This window comes from Vibrio sp. 704, from assembly GCF_033339295.1.
Map to the genome: position 1 here is coordinate 1 of NZ_JAWOUH010000466.1, position 686 is coordinate 686.

General features: G+C 39.7%; 1 protein-coding gene and 1 pseudogene. Both read right to left on the minus strand.

Translation table 11 applies throughout. The features are described from left to right. Positions 1-113 (minus strand): annotated as a pseudogene (locus R7R24_RS27135) (LysE family translocator); the annotation flags it as partial. A 27-nt stretch (positions 114-140) separates the two neighbouring features. Beyond that, on the minus strand, positions 141-686 hold a 546-nt coding region (locus R7R24_RS27140; RefSeq protein WP_318120184.1), incomplete at its 5' end, for a GNAT family N-acetyltransferase.

Here is a 686-nt window from a genome sequence, read left to right on the forward strand (position 1 = left end):
CTGGCCAGTTTACCTTTCATTGTGTTCGAAACAATGTAGATTACATCTGGTCCGGGTATCATATTGATGGCTAGGCAAGCGATGACAAACAACACTAGTGAATTTAAATCCATTTGTTTTCCTCCATATTGAATACACTATTATGAGATTTTCAAAGGCTTAGCTAGTAAGCCATAGATTGCGGAATCCGACACAACGCCATTAACTTCCCATCGTTGTCTCAGATAACCTTCTTTTACGAACCCTAATCTCTCCAAAGTCTTACCTGAAGCGATGTTGTCTGGATCGATTTCAGCTTCGATGCGGCGCAATTTTAGAGTATGAAATGCGTGCTCAATTAGTGCTGAACCAGCCTCAAGAACAATACCTTTTCCCCAGAAATCACGGCGGACGCCAAAACCGATTTCTGCACGTCTAGATTCTTTGGCAAAGCTAAATAGAATTATCTTACCTAGAAGTTGCCCTGTGCTTTTTAAGTAGATACCTAGAATCACTTCTGTATTGCTATCCATAGATCGAGCACTATCAGTTATAAATGTTTTTGCCTCATCAACAGACACCCAAGGTTCAGTATTCCAATATTTCATGACTTCATTGTCTGAGAATATACTAAACAAGTCTCCCGCATCTTCTGCGACTAAAGCTCGTAGTATTAATCGTTCTGTTTCAATTTTTGTGGTTAACAT